Source organism: Oceanicola sp. 22II-s10i, assembly GCF_002210105.1.
Lineage (GTDB): Bacteria > Pseudomonadota > Alphaproteobacteria > Rhodobacterales > Rhodobacteraceae > Pseudooceanicola.
Genome location: NZ_AQQU01000001.1, coordinates 403,742 through 419,595, shown reverse-complemented (window position 1 = coordinate 419,595; position 15,854 = coordinate 403,742). Strand labels below are relative to the sequence as shown.

At 68.8% G+C, this 15,854-nt stretch carries 17 protein-coding genes; 9 read left to right on the top strand and 8 right to left on the bottom strand.

From position 1 onward, the window contains the following. From lpxK to ATO6_RS02155, 3 genes are read right to left on the bottom strand one after another with little or no spacing between them, the layout of a single operon-like run. Nucleotides 1-981 (bottom strand): tetraacyldisaccharide 4'-kinase, encoded by a 981-nt coding sequence (gene lpxK / locus ATO6_RS02165; RefSeq protein WP_176440798.1) that lies wholly within the window; start codon nt 979-981, stop codon nt 1-3. Beyond that, nucleotides 981-2,201: a 3-deoxy-D-manno-octulosonic acid transferase gene (locus ATO6_RS02160; protein ID WP_088622295.1), complete on the bottom strand. Its 1,221-nt coding sequence runs from the start codon at nt 2,199-2,201 to the stop codon at nt 981-983. Before ATO6_RS02160 ends, lpxK begins: the two co-directional genes overlap by 1 nt. 9 nt (nt 2,202-2,210) lie before the next feature. Continuing rightward, complete coding sequence (locus ATO6_RS02155; RefSeq protein ID WP_088622294.1) at nt 2,211-2,450, bottom strand: DUF4170 domain-containing protein; 240 nt, start codon at nt 2,448-2,450, stop codon at nt 2,211-2,213. 154 nt (nt 2,451-2,604) lie between these two features. On the opposite strand from ATO6_RS02155, the gene aroC reads away from it, so the two are divergent. Next, nucleotides 2,605-3,708 carry a chorismate synthase gene (aroC, locus tag ATO6_RS02150; RefSeq protein ID WP_088622293.1) on the top strand — a complete coding sequence of 368 codons (1,104 nt, stop codon included), beginning with the start codon at nt 2,605-2,607 and terminating at the stop codon, nt 3,706-3,708. 83 nt (nt 3,709-3,791) lie between these two features. On the opposite strand, the gene ATO6_RS02145 is transcribed toward aroC, so the two are convergent. Together ATO6_RS02145 and recO are read right to left on the bottom strand one after the other, a co-directional pair. Further along, entirely contained in the window at nt 3,792-5,270 is a 1,479-nt protein-coding gene (locus ATO6_RS02145; RefSeq protein WP_088622292.1) for a CapA family protein, read from the bottom strand. Then, nucleotides 5,267-6,016, bottom strand: coding sequence for a DNA repair protein RecO (recO, locus tag ATO6_RS02140; protein ID WP_088622291.1), 750 nt, complete (start codon nt 6,014-6,016; stop codon nt 5,267-5,269). Before recO ends, ATO6_RS02145 begins: the two co-directional genes overlap by 4 nt. Nucleotides 6,017-6,108: 92 nt before the next feature. On the opposite strand from recO, the gene ATO6_RS02135 reads away from it, so the two are divergent. Continuing rightward, the gene (locus ATO6_RS02135) at nt 6,109-6,684 is read left to right on the top strand and encodes a Pr6Pr family membrane protein (RefSeq protein ID WP_254919045.1); all 576 of its coding nucleotides are present in this window, start codon (nt 6,109-6,111) and stop codon (nt 6,682-6,684) included. A 1-nt stretch (nt 6,685) separates the two neighbouring features. On the opposite strand, the gene ATO6_RS02130 is transcribed toward ATO6_RS02135, so the two are convergent. Then, nucleotides 6,686-7,288, bottom strand: coding sequence for a class I SAM-dependent methyltransferase (locus tag ATO6_RS02130; protein ID WP_088622290.1), 603 nt, complete (start codon nt 7,286-7,288; stop codon nt 6,686-6,688). A 170-nt stretch (nt 7,289-7,458) separates the two neighbouring features. On the opposite strand from ATO6_RS02130, the gene ATO6_RS02125 reads away from it, so the two are divergent. Further along, entirely contained in the window at nt 7,459-8,310 is an 852-nt protein-coding gene (locus ATO6_RS02125; protein ID WP_369597059.1) for a DMT family transporter, read from the top strand. Nucleotides 8,311-8,376: 66 nt separating this feature from the next. On the opposite strand, the gene ATO6_RS02120 is transcribed toward ATO6_RS02125, so the two are convergent. Next, nucleotides 8,377-9,030 (bottom strand): peroxiredoxin, encoded by a 654-nt coding sequence (locus ATO6_RS02120; protein WP_088622289.1) that lies wholly within the window; start codon nt 9,028-9,030, stop codon nt 8,377-8,379. A gap of 170 nt (nt 9,031-9,200) precedes the next feature. On the opposite strand from ATO6_RS02120, the gene ATO6_RS02115 reads away from it, so the two are divergent. The 6 genes from ATO6_RS02115 (at nt 9,201) to ATO6_RS02090 (ending at nt 14,645) form a co-directional block, all read left to right on the top strand. Beyond that, complete coding sequence (locus ATO6_RS02115; protein ID WP_088622288.1) at nt 9,201-10,637, top strand: aldehyde dehydrogenase family protein; 1,437 nt, start codon at nt 9,201-9,203, stop codon at nt 10,635-10,637. A gap of 154 nt (nt 10,638-10,791) precedes the next feature. Continuing rightward, a complete protein-coding gene (locus ATO6_RS02110; RefSeq protein WP_088622287.1) occupies nt 10,792-11,223 on the top strand; it encodes a PACE efflux transporter in 432 nt (143 codons plus the stop codon). A gap of 153 nt (nt 11,224-11,376) precedes the next feature. Continuing rightward, a complete protein-coding gene (locus ATO6_RS02105; protein WP_088622286.1) occupies nt 11,377-12,024 on the top strand; it encodes a hypothetical protein in 648 nt (215 codons plus the stop codon). Between the two features lie 69 nt (nt 12,025-12,093). Beyond that, entirely contained in the window at nt 12,094-12,789 is a 696-nt protein-coding gene (gene modB, locus ATO6_RS02100; RefSeq protein WP_088622285.1) for a molybdate ABC transporter permease subunit, read from the top strand. Further along, on the top strand, nt 12,789-13,868 hold the full coding sequence (gene modC / locus ATO6_RS02095; RefSeq protein WP_088622284.1) for a molybdenum ABC transporter ATP-binding protein: 1,080 nt from the start codon (nt 12,789-12,791) through the stop codon (nt 13,866-13,868). The genes modB and modC overlap by 1 nt, the downstream gene beginning before the upstream one ends. Nucleotides 13,869-13,901: 33 nt before the next feature. Continuing rightward, complete coding sequence (locus ATO6_RS02090) at nt 13,902-14,645, top strand: tyrosine-protein phosphatase (protein ID WP_088622283.1); 744 nt, start codon at nt 13,902-13,904, stop codon at nt 14,643-14,645. 273 nt (nt 14,646-14,918) lie between these two features. Here ATO6_RS02090 and ATO6_RS02085 read toward each other — a convergent pair whose 3' ends face one another. Further along, entirely contained in the window at nt 14,919-15,854 is a 936-nt protein-coding gene (locus ATO6_RS02085; RefSeq protein WP_088622282.1) for an AEC family transporter, read from the bottom strand.

The following is a 15,854-nucleotide window of genomic DNA, read 5'->3' as shown; positions in this document are numbered from 1 at the left end:
TCAGGCCGGGAAAAGCCGGTCGAGCGCCGCGTCCAGCGCGGCGGCTTCGGTAAAGACCAGCCGGACGGGAAGGGTGACGACCTGCTGCCGCCACGCGGGCGGCAGGCGCACCGCGTCCTTCTCGGTCGTGACCAGCTGTGCGCCATGCGCCCTGGCGTCGTTCGCCAGCCGCGTCAGCAGGGCCTGCGTCAGCGGCTGGTGATCCGACAGAGCCTCGCTGTGGACCAGCCGCGCACCGAGGCCGCGCAGGGTGGCGAAGAACTTCTCGGGCGCGCCGATCCCGGCAAAGGCGAAATAGGGCGTGTCGCGCCAGTCCATGCCGGTCTGCAGAGGCTCCAGCGCGGCGCGGATGCGTGGCGGGGTCGGGTCCGTCCAGGCAGTGAAACGGTCCTGAGCCTCGACGGCTCCGACGGTCAGCAACAGGTCCGCCCGCCGCAGACCTGTGGCCACCGGTTCGCGCAATGGCCCGGCAGGGATACAGAACTCGTTGCCGAACCCGCGCTCGGCATCCGCCACCACGATCCCCAGCGAGACAGCGAGCGCAGGATCCTGGAACCCGTCGTCGAGGATCAGCGCCCCGGCCCCGGCCGCCACGGCGGCCCGTGCGCCCTCTGCCCGGTCCTTTGCCACCCATGTCGGCGCAAAGGCCGACAGCAGCAGCGCCTCGTCCCCCGTCTCTGCCGCCCCGTGCCTGCGTTCGTCGACCCGCAGCGGCCCCTCTGCCGTGCCGCCATGTCCGCGCGTCAGCACATGCGCGGTGACACCCCGATCGCGGAGGCGCTCGACCAGCGCGATCACGGTCGGCGTCTTGCCGGTCCCCCCTGCGGTCAGGTTCCCGACGCAGATCACCGGCACGCCCGGATCGAACCGCACCCCGCGCGCCAGCCTGCGGGCCGTCGCGCCCGCGTAGATCAGCCCGAGCGGCGACAGCAGCCGCGCGGCCAGACCCGGCGGGCGGTACCAGAAGCGGGGCGCCTGCATCAGCGCGTGCTCCGGCGGTCCAGAATGTCCTGCACCATGTCGACCACGCGGTCCGTCGCCTCGGCCCCCTCGGTGGCGACCGACCATGCGGCATGGGCCATCGTCGCGGCCTGATCCGGCGCCGTCAGCCGCGACACGGCGGCCGAGAGCGTCGCGGGATCGCGCACGATCCGGGCCGCCCCGGCCTCGGCCAGCCTGCGGTAGCCGGGCAGGTAGCGCCCCATGTTGGGCCCGTAGAGGATGGCGGATCCGAGTGCTGCGGGTTCGTAGGGATCGCTGCCGCCATGTCCGGCGGTCAGAGACGAGCCCATGAAACTGATCGGCGACAGGCGATACCACAGCCCCATGTCCCCGAACGTGTCGGCCAGCAGCACCTGCGTCGCCTCGGTCGGATGTTCGCCATCGGACCAGCGCGCGACGCGCCAGCCCGCGCCATGCACGACCTCGGCAAAGGCCGGCCCGTCCTCGACCCGGTCCGGGACGAGGATCAGCAGCAGCCGATGGATCGAGCGCGATGCCTGCCGGTGCGCCTCCAGCACCTGCTCCAGCTCGTCGCGCTGGATCATCGCGGCCAGCCAGACCGACCGCCCGCCGATCGCCGCGGCCATCGCGGTGCGTTCGTCGTCGTCGCAGGACAGCGCCTGCCCGCCCTGCTGGAGGGGGCCGGAGACGTCGATCCGGTCGGGCGGCATCCCGAGGCGCTGCAACCGCCGGGCCGCGTTGGCGGACTGCGCGAAGGCGTGGCGGAACTGGTTGATGACCCGGCCGGACACGTCCGGCAGCCAGCGCGCGCGCTTGTCGTCCAGCGCGGCCTCGGTCCCGTCGACGAGGATCAGCGGCACGTTGGCGCGTCCGGCGCAGGTCAGCAGCGCGGGGCGCAGGTGGCCGGTGGACCACAGGCCGACATCGGGCGCCCAGTGGCGCAGGAACGCCTCGTCCGCGTCGATATTCTCGGGCGGCACGTCATGCCACAGCACGCCGGGCGGCAGACGGCTGGGACAGACCGCGCCCTCGCCCCCCGTGACCAGCATGTGCGCCCCCGTTTCGGCCGCGTCGAGACGGCAGGCGACCTGCATCAGCGCCGGCAGCCCCTCGGCGCTGCCGGCATGGGCCCAGACCAGCGGCCCGCGCGGACGCGGCACGCTTGGCGGCGTCCAGTCCGCAGGCGGGGCGCGCCGTGCGAGGGCAAGGTAGGCGGCCAGACTGACGGATCGCGCCATCGCCCCTCGTCAGCCGAGTTCTTCGGTCGGGGAGGTCTGCGCCTCTTCGTCCCGCAGGCGGTGGATGTGGGCGATGTAGTAGCGCATGTGGGCGTCATCGACGGTGCGCTGCGCCTCGGCCTTCCATGCGTCGTAGGCGCTGGCATAGTCGGGATACATGCCGACGATGTGGATGTCGTCGACGTTGCGGAAGACATTCTTGCCCGGATCGACAAGTTCGCCGCCGAAGACGAGGTGCAGACGTTGCATGCTGGCTCCTTTCGCTGGTTCGGGGCCGGTATATGACGTGAGACGTTTCTAGGACGTGCCGGGCGGGATGGAAAGCCGCGCGCGCCGATTGCGCGGGGGCAGGGCTTGCGCTAGTCAGGCCGCGTCCGCGCGCATGCGCCTCGGGAGGAAGTCCATGTCGCTCAATACCTTCGGCCACCTGTTCCGCGTCACCACTTGGGGCGAGAGCCACGGCCCCGCACTGGGTGCGACGGTGGACGGCTGCCCGCCGGGGGTCGCGGTCGACGCGGCGATGCTGCAGCAGTGGCTGGACCGGCGAAAGCCGGGAACGTCGAAATACACGACGCAGCGGCGCGAGGCGGACGAGGTGGAGATCCTGTCGGGAGTGTTCGAGGGGAAGACCACGGGCACGCCGGTGCAGCTGATGATCCGCAACACCGACCAGCGCAGCAAGGATTACGGCGATATCGCCGAGAAATTCCGGCCCGGTCATGCGGATATAACCTACTGGCAGAAATACGGAATCCGCGACTATCGCGGCGGCGGGCGGTCGTCCGCGCGTGAAACGGCGGCCCGCGTGGCGGCCGGCGGGCTGGCGCGGGCGGCGCTGGCGCATCTGGCGCCGGAGGTGGAGATCGGCGGCTACATGGTCCAGATGGGCCCGAGACGCATCGACCGCGAGCGGTTCGATGCCGCGGAGATCGAGCGGAATCCGTTCTGGGTGCCTGATGCGGAGGCCGCCGGGGAATGGGCCGAGTATCTGGATTCGCTCAGGAAATCCGGGAACTCGGTCGGAGCGGTGATCGAGGTGGTCGCGCGGGGCGTGCCTGCGGGGCTGGGCGCGCCGGTCTATGGCAAGCTGGACACCGACCTGGCCGCCGCGATGATGTCGATCAACGCGGTGAAGGGCGTGGAGATCGGAGAGGGCATGGCCGCCGCCGAGCTGACGGGCGAAGAGAACGCGGACGAGATCTTCATGGGGAACGACGGAAAGCCGGTCTATTCCTCGAACCACGCGGGCGGGATCCTGGGCGGCATTTCAACGGGCCAGGACGTCGTGGTCCGGTTTGCGGTCAAACCCACTTCGTCGATCCTGCGGCCCCGGCAGACGATCACCAAGTCAGGCGAGGCGACCGAGATCATCACCAAGGGCCGCCACGATCCCTGCGTCGGCATCCGCGCCGTTCCGGTGGGCGAGGCGATGATGGCCTGTGTCATCCTCGACCATCTGCTGCTGCATCGCGGTCAGATCGGGGATGCCGGCGGCAAGATCGGATAAGGCTGCGAATGGCGTGACTGCATCGCGTCGGTGCAGGGGACCGGTGATCGCCGATCATCGCCCGGCGACACGCCTTGCAACGCTCAGCCCTTGGGGCGGCGCATGCAGTCCGGCCCGAGCACGTGTTCGGCATGGGCCGCGATCTGGCCGACGTATTCCTGCGGGAACAGGCTGTCCTGCCGGCCGACGTGATCGGTCAGCTTCTCGATCCGTGTGATCATGTGGCCCTCTTCCTCGACATAGGTGCGGAAGACGGGAACCGCATCGACCCCGGCGATGAAGGTGACGAGGTCGCCTTCGAAATAACCCTTGGCCAGCCGCAGCTTCAGGATCGTGCTGAGCACGATATGCGGCGCCATGAAGGCCCATGTCAGGCTGCCCAGCGAATGCGCGATGACGGCCACCCGCGCCGGGTCGCGTTCGGTGCGGTAGACCTCGACCGGCTGGATGACATGGGGGTGGTGGCAGATCAGGCTGTCGGCGCCGTATTCGACCAGCTCGTGCGCGGCGGCGATCTGGACCTCCCTCGGGAACAGCTCGAATTCCCAGCCCCAGTGAACCGAGGCGATGATGAAGTCGCAGTTCTGCGCCCGCGCGTCGTCGATCTGGCGCTTGAGCAGGGACAGGTCGGGGGGCTGTTTCTTTGACAGCAGCTTGGACACATGGATCCGCCACCGCTCGTCCTCGGGCATCACGCGGCCGTTCAGGCCGAAGCAGTCCGAGACGAAGCCGATGCGGATGTCGTTGCGGTCGACGATGACGGCGCGCCCATGCTGTGCGGGGCTGCGCAGCGTGCCGAGGTTGGCGATGCCTTCCTCGGCCAGCGCTGACTGGGTGCTCTCGATACCTTCGACGCCCATGTCGAACATGTGGTTGTTCGCGGTGTGCAGCATGTCGAAGTTGCGGCCCCGGTGGCCCTTGAAGATGTCGAACTGTTCGCGCGAACAGCATTCGACCGGCGGCCCGGCATCGCCGATCACCTCGTCCACCAGCGGCTGCGTGGTGACGGGGGATTCGAAATTGGCAAAGGCGAGGTCCTGACCGAAGAGGTCGTCGGCCACCTTCTCGAACAGAATGTCCTGCGACCCGTCGATGCCCGGCGACCGCAGCATGTCGCCACAGGCGCCAAGGGTCAGCGTGCGTTCGGGCACGAGGCCCTGCGGCAGGGAGACGCCGCGATAGTTGCGGTCGAGCCGGCTGTCCGGGTCGGCGCCGCCGGGCATCTGGCAGACCGGGTATTTCGATTTGTGGATCCAGTAGAGGTTGTCGAGCGGCCCCATCTCTTCGGTGGCCGTCGCGGCCGAGGTCAGGGGCGTGCGCCACCAGCGGAAGCGTTCGGACAGGCCGGTGACGGTCTTGATGACCAGCCGCAGCGGCGGCGATCCGACCTGCAGGGTGTCCTTGGGGGCGAAGGGCAGGCTCCGCGGCAGGTCGTCGACGGTCAGGGGGGGCAGGGCCTCGGGCAGCGGCCGGGTGGTTTCGCGCGGGGCCAGCCTGGCACGTGGTCGCGGCCTGCGGAAACCGGAGGCGGAACGGGGTGGCAGGGTATCGGAATGCGTCATGGCGGTCCTTCCGGCGCCGGGCCGCGCAGGCGGCGGGCAAACAGGTCGACGTAGCGCTGGCGCGCCTCGGGCAGGGGTTTGGAGCCGAGCTCGGGCGCAAGGCGGTTCATCAGGAAATGGCCGGTGGTGCGGAACGCCTCGGCGATCTCGTGATCGGGGGCGTCGCCTTCGCCCTTGAGCACCGGCGGCAGCGGCAACAGGCGCGCGGCCCATTCCCCCGCGCCCTGGGCCGACACGGCGCGGCCGGTGCGGGGCGAGACGTAGTCGAGCGACACGTTGCGTCCCGTGACCGCGCATTCGGACAGGTCGAGGCCGAAGCCCATCTCGTCCAGCAGCGCGACCTCCCACCTCAGGTAGGCCAGCGGCCAGAGGTCGTCGTCGCCCAAGAGGTCCAGCAGCGCCTCAGTCCGGTGATAGAGCGCCTCGTGCGGTTCACGCTCGGGCAGGCAGAAGGACAGCAGCGCGCAAACGGCGTTCAGCCCGGCCAGCGCCATCCGGTCGGACAGCGCTGCGGCGCGGGATCGGACGGGTTCGACGGTGAAGTTGCCGAGGTGATCCTCGAGCCGCGCGCGCCACGCGATGTCGACCTGCGCGCCGGGCTGCAGGATCGGCGTCAGGCGGCGCGAGGTTCCGCCCCGCACGACACCGGCATGGCGACCGCGCGCAGGGGTGAACACCTCGACGATCGCCGAGGTTTCGCCGTGCCGGCGCACGGCCAGAATAATGCCTTGGTCACGCCATTCCATCGTCACAATCTTCCTGCGCCTTGATCGTCACCGCAAGATCCCGTGATAGTTGTTTTATGGAGATGTCCGATCAGGCCCGCGGTTTTGCCTTAATGATCGCCCTCGCGGCTTGGGTGTCGCTTGGGGCCCAGTTCGCTGCAACCTCTTACGGGACGCCGGACATCGGCTGGCTGGCGGTGGCCTGGCGGCTGCTGCGGTTCTTCACCATCCTGACCAACCTGATGGTCGCGCTGACCTTCTCGCTGGCCGCGGTCGCGGCGGTCAAGCCGGGGGCGTGGTGGGGCGGCGGGCTGACGCTGTGGATCGGAATTGTCGGCGTGGTCAATTATGCGCTGCTCTACCGTCCGCTGACCGGGCTGGATTTCTGGGCCGACACCGGCCTGCACGGGGTGGTGCCGGTGGCGGTGTTCCTGTGGTGGGCGGTCTCCGGCGACAAGCGCGGGCTGCGCTGGCCGGTCGCGGTCACATGGCTGGTCTGGCCCGCGGTCTATGTCGTCTATGCGCAGGCTCGCGGAGCGGTGGATGGGGTCTATCCGTATTTCTTCACCGATCCGGGCCGGGTCGGCTGGGACGGCGTCGTGGTCTGGAGCCTGTTCCTGTGTCTCGCCTTCTTCCTCGCCGGCGTGGTTCTGGTCTGGCTGGCGCGGGTGCTGCCGGACGGGACCTGACTCAGCCCCTGCGGGCCAGCCAGACGGTCGCGCCGCGGCAGGCCGGGTCCGACGCCGTGTGGCGCAGGACGGTGAAGCCGTGGCCGGTCAGCAGGTCGCGGTATTCGGCGGTGTCGAGGCTGCCATGATACAGCGGGCGGCCGTCGAAGCTGCCGGTGGCGGTGCCGCGTTCCGTGCCGCTGGTGAACATCAGCGCGCCGCCGGGAACCGTGAGGCGGGCGAAGGTCGCGAACATGGCGGGCTGATCGTCGGGGGGCAGGTGAAAGAAGCTGTGCCAGGCGAGGATGCCGTCGAACGGGACGAGGGGCGGCAGGGCACGCATGTCGGCGGTCAGCCATGTGTGGCCGGGGAAAGCGGCGCTTGCGTGGTCGATCATCGCGGGCGCGCCGTCGACGCCGGTCAGGGCGCAGCCGTTGGCGATCAGGTGCCCGGCCATCGGGCGGCCGGTGCCGCAGCCGAGGTCGAGGACGCGGGGACCGGGCAACGCCGCGCGAAAGGCATCGAGCCAGGGGCGTTCGAACAGCGAAGTGTCGCGGGCCTTCAGCCATGCGGCGGCGCCGGTCTGGTAAAGGCGGGTGACGTCGGGGTCCGGTGTCTCGGGCATGGGGCCTGCGGTGCTGGGTCTGCCTGGCAGGATGGTCCACGGCGCGGCGGAGGCAAGGGGGCTGGTGCGACTCGGCTCGGGGGGAGATCGTGGGGAGGTGGTTTCGGCATGGTCCCGCCGCTTGCTCTGGGGCAGAAGGCGGATGGACCGGTGTTGAAGGGGTATGAAGTATGGCGATCCGGCTGGCACTGCTGACCGCGCTGACGATGGTGGCCTTTGCGGCCAATTCGATCCTGAACCGGCTGGCCCTGTCGACGCAGGACATCGGTCCTGCCGCCTTCGCCGCCGTCCGGGTGGCGTCGGGCGCGGTGGTTCTCGTGTTGCTGCTGGCCCTGCGGGACCGCAAGGTGCCCGCCCCGGCGCGGCCGGTCCTGCCCGCGATCGGCGGGCTTGCGGCCTATATGCTGGGTTTTTCCTTTGCCTATGTGTCGATGGACGCGGGTGTGGGGGCGCTGACGCTGTTCGGGATCGTGCAGGTGACGATGTTCGCAGGCGCGCTGACCGAAGGCGACCGGCCCCCGGCGCGGCGCTGGCTGGGGATGGCACTGGCGCTGACCGGGCTGGCGATCCTGACCCTGCCCTCCGGGCCGGTGGCGGTCGCGCCGGGGGCGTTGCTGCTGATGGGATGCGCGGCGGTCGGCTGGGGCATCTATTCGCTGATCGGGCGCGGCGTGACCGATCCGCTGGCGGCGACGGCGTGGAACTTCGTCTATTGCCTGCCCGTGGTGGCGCTGGCGCTGATCCTGTGGCCCGATTCCATGGGCACGACCGGGCGGGGGCTGGTGCTGGCTGTGCTGTCGGGCGGCGTGACCTCGGCCCTCGGCTATGCGCTGTGGTATGCGCTGCTGCCCTCGCTGGGCGCGACGCGGGCGGCGCTGACGCAGCTCTCGGCGCCGGTCATCGCGCTGGTGCTGGGGGCTGTCCTGCTGGGCGAGGCGGTTTCGGTGACAGCGGTTCTGTCGGCGGCGCTGATCCTCGGCGGGATCGCGGTCGGCGTGGTGCCGATGCGGCGCGCGCGCTGAGGCCCGGAACGGGAAACGCCCCCGCCGGGTCCGGCGGAGGCGTCCATCCATTTCTGACCTGCCGGATCAGGCGGGGTTCTTGGCGAACCGCAGGTAGGGCAGCTTCTTGTCCAGCTTGCCGTACTTCGCCTCGGCCGCCGCGTCGTCGAGCGCCAGCGCGACGATGACGTCCTGACCGACTTCCCAGTTCGCGGGCACGGCCAGCGGCTGTTCGTAGGTCCGCTGCAGACCGTCGAGGGCGCGCAGCACCTCGGCAAAGTTCCGGCCAACGGTCATCGGGTAGGTCATCATCAGCTGCACCTTCTTGTTCGGCGCGATGATGAAGACGGACCGCACGGTGGCGGAATGCGCGGGCGTGCGTCCGTCGGGCAGGTAGGCGTCGGCGGGCAGCATGTCGAGCGCCTTGGCCAGTTCAAGGCCGTCATCGGCGACGATCGGGAAACCGGCCTTGGTCCCGGCCACGGTTTCGATGTCGCCCTTCCACTTCTTGTGGTCCTCGACGCTGTCGACCGAGATCCCCATGACTTTGCAGCCGCGCTTGGCCCATTCGTCGGTCAGTTGCGCGACGGCACCGAATTCGGTGGTGCAGACGGGGGTGAAATCCTTGGGATGCGAGAACAGGATCGCCCAGCTGTCGCCGATCCACTCGTGCAGGGAAAACGTGCCCTGATCGGTGTTGACGGTGAGGTCGGGGATCGTGTCGTTGATACGCAGTGCCATGTAAGCCTCCGGTTTGGATCGAGCGTTTCGATGCCTACTTAGTGAGTATCCGGCGGCTGTGCACCCCCAATCCCCCGCTTGCGGAGGGGTGTTCCCAGTGACAGAGTGCCGCCAGCACGCGGAACCGCCGCCGATATTGCGGAAGGCCGCGATCGAAAGGGAGACCAAGAATGATCGAGAAACGTCAGTTCTATATCAACGGCGAATGGGTGGATCCGAAGGATGGCCGCGACCACGAGGTGATCGACCCCTCGACCGAGGAAGCCTGCGCTGTGATCTCGCTGGGCGGTCAGGCCGATGTGGACGCTGCCGTCGCCGCCGCCAAGGCGGCGTTTCCGGGCTGGATGGCCACCCCGCCCGAAGAGCGTATCGCCATCGTCGAGAAGTTCCTCGAAATCTACCAGTCCCGCGCCGAGGACATCGCGCAGGCCGTGTCGACCGAGATGGGTGCGCCCATCGACCTCGCCCGGACCGCACAGGTCGGCGCAGGTCTGGGTCACACCAAGAACTTCCTCAAGGCGGCCAAGGAGTTCGACTTCAACCGCCCGCTCAGCGAGAAGTTCTCGGACACCCGGATCGTCTATGAGGCGGTTGGCGTCTGCGCGCTGATCACCCCGTGGAACTGGCCGTTGAACCAGATTTCGCTCAAGGTCATCGCCGCCGCCATCGCGGGCTGCACGATGATCCTTAAGCCCTCCGAGGAAAGCCCGCTGGACGCGATGGTCTTTGCCGAGTGCATGGATGCCGCAGGGTTCCCCAAGGGCGTGTTCAACCTCGTGAACGGCGACGGCGCCGGTGTCGGTTCGGCCCTGACCACGCACAAGGACGTGGACATGGTGTCGTTCACCGGGTCGACCCGCGCGGGCATCCAGATCTCCAAGGCCGCCGCCGACTCGCTCAAGCGCGTGCACCTGGAACTGGGCGGCAAGGGCGCGAACGTGGTGTTCGAGGATGCGGATGACGCGGCGATCAAGCGCGGCGTCATGCACATGATGAACAACTCGGGCCAGTCCTGTAACGCGCCCTCGCGGATGCTGGTGCAGAAGGGGATCTACGACAAGGCCGTGGAAACCGCCGCCGAGGTCGCCAAGTCGGTGAAGGTCGCGTCGGCCCACGAAGAGGGCAAGCATATCGGCCCTGTCGTGAACAAGACGCAGTTCGACAAGATCCAGGCGCTGATCCAGAAGGGCATCGACGAGGGTGCCAAGCTGGTCGCGGGTGGCACCGGGCGGCCCGAGGGGCTGAACCGGGGCTTCTTCGTCAAGCCGACGGTGTTCGCCGATGTGAACAACCAGATGACCATCGCGCGGGAAGAGATCTTTGGCCCCGTGCTGACGATCATCCCCTTCGACACCGAGGAAGACGCGGTCGAGATCGCCAACGACACGCCCTACGGCCTGACCAACTACGTCCAGACCCAGGACGGCGACCGTGCGAACCGCATGTCGCTGAAACTGCGGTCCGGCATGGTCGAGATGAACGGCAAGCCGCGCGGTCCGGGCGCGCCCTTCGGCGGCATGAAGCAGTCCGGCAACGGGCGCGAGGCCGGTGTCTGGGGTCTCGAGGACTTCATGGAAGTGAAGGCAATCTCGGGCTGGACGGTCTGATCACCGTCTGAGGACTGACATGGTGGCGCCCCGGCAACCATCCGGTTCCGGGGCGCTTTCCTTTTCGGGTCCGGCTTTCCGCGCGAGATGCCCGGTGCTAGGGCGATGGCCGAGCAAAGGCGCGGGCCTCATTGGCCCGGACCAAGGTGATGACATGAGAACCGCACGCGACCGAATCCGCCACGCCATTTCCTTCGAGGTGATCGCACTGCTGACCGTGGTCCCGCTGGGGACGCTGGTGTTCGACGTTCATGCGGGCGCTTTCGGTGTCGTGGCGGTGGTCAGCACCTTCCTGGCAATGGCGTGGAACTACTGGTTCAACCTCGGTTTCGACCGGGCGATGCTGCGCAGGCTGGGCACTCTGCGCAAGAGCTTCCCCATACGGATGTTGCACGCGGCGCTGTTCGAAGCGGGGCTGCTGCTCCTGCTGGTGCCGTTCATCGCGTGGTATCTGGATATGCCGCTGTGGCGGGCGCTGGTCGTCGATCTGGCACTTGCAGGGTTCTATTTCGTCTACGCGCTGGCCTTCAACTGGGCCTATGACGTCGTGTTCCCGGTGCCGCTGTCCGACGGCGCGGCCCGCTAGGGCGACTCAAAGCCGGTAGGGCCGCTAAAAGATACATGCTTCGATCACGATTTGCCCCTGACCTGTATTAATGCAAGACAGGGGGGTGCCGAGTCGTTAACACTTCCCCTGTGCCGCAGGGGAGCGGCGCCACTCACATACGGGGATATCGTAATGGACGACCTGCCGCCCTCCGGCGGTTCAGATCTGATTGCCGTGCTGTTCGCAGGCGCCGTGGTCGTACTGGGTGCCGTGACACTCATGCTCGGCTGGGTCGGGGGGTATGACATGGCCACCCGGATTTCCCCCGGCTATGCGGCGATGGTGCCGAGCACCGCTGTCAGCTTCATCTTCCTGGCAGTCGCCCTGATCTTCGGCTGGACCTGCGACCGTGGCTGGCGGGCGCTGTCGGCCTACGTGCTGGTGTTCAGCGTCGTCGGGATCGTCCTCGTGAATCTCGGGCTGTGGTTCTTTGCCTCGGTCCCCGGTCTGGACCAGCTGGTGATGGCGGAACGGATGGGGTCAGAGCAGATGTCCCTGGCCTCGGCGGTCGGGCTGCTGATCGCCTGCTACTGCGTGATCGCACTGATCGCCCCGGACAATCCCGATCCCGAACTGCCGCTCTATGTCTCGACCGGCGGCGTCTCGACCGCCGCGGGGGTGATCGGGGCGCATGTCTTCGACCCCGATACGCTCTATGCCATGCCCTTTTTCGCGGGCATGTCGATCGTATCCGCCCTGTGCTTCACCCTGCTGTTCCTTGCCGTGCTCTGCTATCCGGTGGACCGGCTGGGCACCGAGATCTTCCGCAATCAACCCTGACCCGGCCTTGCCTTTCGCCCCGCTGCGCGGTCACATGCGCGCTCGGTTCAGGCGAGGGGACGCGCGGGCATGGACATTCTGGGACCCGAGGAATGGCAGGCGGTCGGCCTGTCGCTCAGGGTCGCGTTCTGGGCCGTGGTCTGGTCCCTGCCTGTCGCGCTGGCGGTGGCCTATGTGCTGGCGCGGTTCCGGTTTCCGGGGCACGCGCTGCTCAACGCGCTTGTCCATCTGCCGCTGGTTCTGCCGCCGGTCGCGACCGGCTACCTGCTGCTGATCACCTTCGGGCGGCAGGGGGCGGTCGGCGGGTTTCTGGAAAGCGCCTTCGGCCTGACCTTAGCCTTCCGCTGGACCGGCGCGGCGCTGGCGGCTGCGGTGATGGGCTTTCCGCTGATGGTCCGGGCGATCCGCCTGTCGATCGAGACGGCGGACCGGCGGCTGGAACAGGCGGCGGGCACGCTGGGCGCGGGGCCGGGACGGGTGTTCCTGACGGTGACATTGCCACTGGCGCTGCCCGGTATCATCGCCGGATCGATCCTCGGCTTTGCCAAGGCCATGGGGGAATTCGGCGCGACGATCACTTTCGTGTCGAACATTCCGGGCGAGACGCGGACGCTGGCCTCGGCGATCTACACCTTCCTGCAGGTGCCGGGGGGAGAGATGACGGTGGGCGTGCTGATCGGCGTCTCGCTGGTGGTGTCGCTGCTGGCGCTGCTGGCGTCCGAGGCGCTGTCGCGGGCCGTCGCCCGCCGGATCGGGCTGGGCTGATGGGGCTGAGCGTCGGGATCGGACACGACTTCGGGCGCTTCGCGCTCGACATGGCTTTCGAGGCGCCGGACGGGGTGACGGCGCTGTTCGGCCAGTCGGGTGCGGGCAAGACCAGCGTGGTGAACGCGGTGGCGGGCCTGTTCCGGCCCGACCGCGCGCGGATCGTCGTGGGCGACCGGGTGCTTGGCGACACCGACAAGGGCGTCTGGCTGCCGCCGCACCGGCGCGGCATCGGCTATGTGTTTCAGGACGCGCGGCTGTTTCCGCATATGTCGGTGCTGGGAAACCTGTCCTACGGCACGCGCGGCCGGGGCGGGCGCGGGGACTTCGCGCGGGTGGTCGAGATGCTGGGGCTGGGCGATCTGACCGGGCGCAGGCCGCGTGACCTGTCGGGCGGCGAGAAGCAGCGGGTCGCCATCGGGCGGGCCCTGCTGTCGCGGCCCGAGGTGCTGCTGATGGACGAACCGCTCGCCTCGCTCGACACCGCGCGGCGGGCCGAGATCCTGCCCTATCTCGAACGGCTCAGGGACGAGATGCGAATGCCGATCCTCTACGTCAGCCACGCGGTGGAGGAGGTGGCGCGGCTGGCCACCACCGTCGTGCTGATCGACGCCGGACAGGTGGTGGCGACGGGCGCGGCGGAGGATGTCTTTGCCGATCCCGACCTCGCCCCCCGGCTGGGACTGGCCGAGGCGGGCGCTTTGCTGACCGGAACGGTCACGGCGCACCATGCCGACGGGCTGAGCGAGATCGCGCTGTCCGGTGGCAGCCTGTTTCTGCCCCGCGTCGATGCTGCACCGGGCGGGCGCGTCAGGGTGCGGATCGAGGCGCAGGACGTGATCCTGTCGCGCGACCGGCCCGACGGACTGTCGGCGCTGAACATCCTGCCCGCCGAGGTGGTGGCGGTGAAGCAGGGCGAGGGGCCGGGGGTGATCGTGCAGCTGCGGACAGGGGAGGACCTGATCCTCGCCCGGCTGACGCGCCGGTCGGCCGAGGCGCTGGCGATCCGGCCGGGGACCGCCTGCCACGCGGTTGTGAAATCGGTCGCGGTGGCGCGCGGGAATGTCACGCGGCTCTGATACGGGTCGGGGGAAACGGGAAGGGACTGAGCGATGACGAGACAGCCGAGAGGGCCGCAGCTTGGCGGTATTCACAACGTGCGGGACCTGGGCGGGCACCCCCTGCCGGGCGGTGGCGAGACGCGCGAAGGCGTGTTCCTGCGCGGCGATGCGCTGCGCGGTGTGGATACCGACGGACTGAGGGCGCTGCTGGACGGCGGGCTGACGACGATCGTCGATCTGCGCTCGCACGCGGAGGTGGAAGAGGGTCCGAACCCGCTGGCCGGGCATGATGCGGTGACCTACCACCACCTGCCGCTCTACGACGGGCTTCAGACGATCGAGGCGATGGCGCTCGGTCATGCCGGGGGCTTCGACATGGGGCTGCGTTATCGCGCCGGGCTGGAGCAATGTGGTCCGGCCTTCGCGCAGGCGCTGCGCTATCTGGCGGCAGCGGAGGGAACGGCGCTGTTCCACTGCACCGCCGGCAAGGACCGGACCGGGATCATGGCGGCGCTGCTGCTCGGCAATGCCGGGGTCGAGGCGGAGCATGTGGCCGAGGACTATGGCTGGACCGCGACCCATGGTGCCGGGCTGATCGGCGTGCTGCGCGAGAGGGCGCTGGCGCGGGGCAGCGAGCCGGCCCATGCGGAGCGGGTGCTGGCCTCGGCCCCGCCGACCATGCTGGCGACGCTGGTCTGGCTGGAGGACACCTTTGGCGGGGCGAGCGCCTACATGGAACGGATTGGGCTGGATGCCGGTGAGCGCGGGGTGCTGCGCGAGAAGCTGGCGGGATGAGAGTACGTTTTAGTTGCGACGGCTTTGCCGTCGCCGCGGCGGGGGCTCTGCCCCCGCACCCCCGGAGTTTAGGGGCCAGATGAAGCATCGGGCGGAGTGTTTGCGGGCTGTGCTGTGGCCTGCCTCTTCCGTACGAGATGGCCGCGCCGGGGCTTTCGCGTGGCCGCATTCCGAATGAAAGCCGTTGCGCCGGCTGTGCCGTCGCTGCCGCGGGGGCTCTGCCCCCGCACCCCCGGCATATTTTCGGCAAGATGAAGCTGGGGAGACTGCGCCTCAGGGCAGCAGGCTGAGCCAGAGCCAGACGGTCAGGATCGAGCCGATCGTGGTCAGCAGCACGGAGGAGGCGGCGACGCGTTTGGCCCGGCCGTAGATGTTGGCGAAGACGTAGGTGTTCACCCCCGGCGCGACGGCGGCGGTGATGACGGCCGAGCGGAAGGCGCCCTGCGGCAGGTCAGCGAAGCGGCCGAAGCTCCACATCAGGGTGGGATGCAGCATCAGCGTGATGCCGCAGACCATCGCGATTAGGCGGCCGTCGCCTTCGAGCCGGTATTGCGTGAGCACCCCGCCGATGGCGAAGAGGCCGACCGGCACAGCGGCGTTGGCCAGCATGTTGACGGCGGCATAGACCGGCGCAGGGGTGGTCAGGCCGCCGAGGTTCACGACGAAACCGATGGCCAGCGCCACCACCAGCGGATTGGTGACCACCTGCTTGAAGATGCGGTTGCCGAGCGCCGCCGCGTTCAGGCCCTGCCCGCGCGAGCGCACGACCTCCATCGTCACGATGCCGAGCACGTAGCAGAACGGCGCGTGGATCGCGACGATGGCGAAGTTCGAGGCCAGCGCGTCATGCCCGTAGGCGCGTTCGGTGATCGGGATCGCCAGCATCAGCGTGTTCGAGAACAGGCAGCAGAAGCCAACGACGACGCAGTCCTCCCAGTCCCGGCGGAAGATGAACCGCGCGCCGAACATGCCGATGTAGAAACACGCCCCCGCGGCGGCGTAGTAGCTGACCAGCAGCGGCGCGTTGAATTCATGCGCGATGTCGAGCGCGACGACGGCGCGGTAGAGCAGGCAGGGAAAGGCGATGGTCTGCGAGAACTTGGTCAGCGCCTCGGACAGCGCCGGAGGGGTAAGACCTGCGCGCGTCGCCACCCAACCCGATCCGATCAGCAGGAAGACGGGCAGGATGACGGTGATCAGTGCTTGCAT